2 protein-coding genes are annotated in these 1449 nt (G+C 39.6%); both read left to right on the forward strand.

The features are described from left to right. The first annotated feature begins 400 nt into the window (after nt 1–400). Nucleotides 401–547, forward strand: coding sequence for a hypothetical protein (locus OSCIL6407_RS37415; protein ID WP_407635903.1), 147 nt, complete (start codon nt 401–403; stop codon nt 545–547). Nucleotides 548–891: 344 nt separating this feature from the next. Next, nucleotides 892–1128 carry a hypothetical protein gene (locus OSCIL6407_RS35070; RefSeq protein WP_148288968.1) on the forward strand — a complete coding sequence of 79 codons (237 nt, stop codon included), beginning with the start codon at nt 892–894 and terminating at the stop codon, nt 1126–1128. Nucleotides 1129–1449: the final 321 nt, after the last annotated feature.

The following is a 1449-nucleotide window of genomic DNA, read 5'->3' on the forward strand; positions in this document are numbered from 1 at the left end:
ATTGTGTCCTTATTCAGTCAGAATACTGGTTTGGTTGTCAGAGTCCAAAAATTTGAAAACAAAAAAGTTCTGAAATCAGGCAGGCGCAAGAGCTAGTCAAGGGTTATCCCGATCGAGGGAACATATTTACATTGGATGCTTTGCACTGTCAAAAAGAGACAACTACTTTGATTACTGAGTCTAAAAATGATTATATTATCGCTCTTAAAGGCAATCAAAAAACTTGTTTAAACAGGTTGTGAATATTATCGAAAATACAACCACCTAAAAGTACAAGACAGAATCAGTAGATATTAGTCATGGTCGTCACCTGGTTAGAAAGGTATCTGTCTTTGATATTCCTCCCCACGAAGCTCAAGGATTTGAGAGATTAAATGGGTAATATTACCAGTTAATTAAAGTGGAAAGAAGTGGCGCTCGTGGTAAAAAAGATTATGAACATCTTACTTATTACATTAGCAGCTTATCGGCATCAGCCGAAATATTTGCGTCAAAAATCCGAGGTCATTGGCTGATTGAAAATCAGTTACATTGGGTAAAGATGTAGTTTTAAGGAAGATATATGGCCGAGACATAACTACATAGCAGTCACTAATTTATCGCTCCTATCAACCGTCGCTCTTAATCTTTACCGATTTTTAGGCTTTTCATCATTAACTTGCGGTCAAAGATGGCTAAACTACAAGCTAGAAAAACTGATAATTTCACTCAATTAAAAAGGTAGATTAGCTCAATTATTCAATAATAATTACCCAGCTAAACTTTTCAAACCCATGTACAGCAATAAATTTGATTTATTCAACTATCAATAAAATTGATAGTTGAATTTTTAGTGTTCGCGGATGACTTGAATATTTTCATTCAGAATTTTAGCTCTGCTAAAATTCGAGAATGAAACCGCCCTGGGGAGAGCCATACCGCTTGGCACATTCTAGTTCGCCCCTGTATCCCACCTTTAGTTTACACTTCGGTATTGGCTCGGTTCATCGTCGGTGCAGCCACAATGGTATTTGCGATCGCCCTACAACTCTGCTCAATCTCAGCATATCGACTTCCCGCCTGAAAGCAAGAAAACCCAAAACGCGATCGCTTACCGGACATGGCTTCAGGAGTCTGATGAATCCTTAACCAAACTCCTCTGTTGCCCAAAGCTGGTCAAATTCTGTTGTAAACATTGATGAATGTGATCGCTCCAAAACGGCACAACAGGCAAACCTGGGGTAAAGCCGGGATACGGACAAAATAGGACACGATGTAAAGAAATGTAACGAAACCGCCACTCCCAGCCAGATTTGTTGAAGCAAGCACAAAAAGTAAGAAGCCTGCCAATTATACAATAGAGCGTTTATGTAGCCTTGATTGTGGAAGCGTTCGCCGCCCGTTACCCAATCACACTCACAAACCATCTAGAGAGTAGTGCTACTACTCTCTACTTAAGCTCACAAGCGA

This window comes from Kamptonema formosum PCC 6407, assembly GCF_000332155.1.
Lineage (GTDB): Bacteria > Cyanobacteriota > Cyanobacteriia > Cyanobacteriales > Microcoleaceae > Kamptonema > Kamptonema formosum.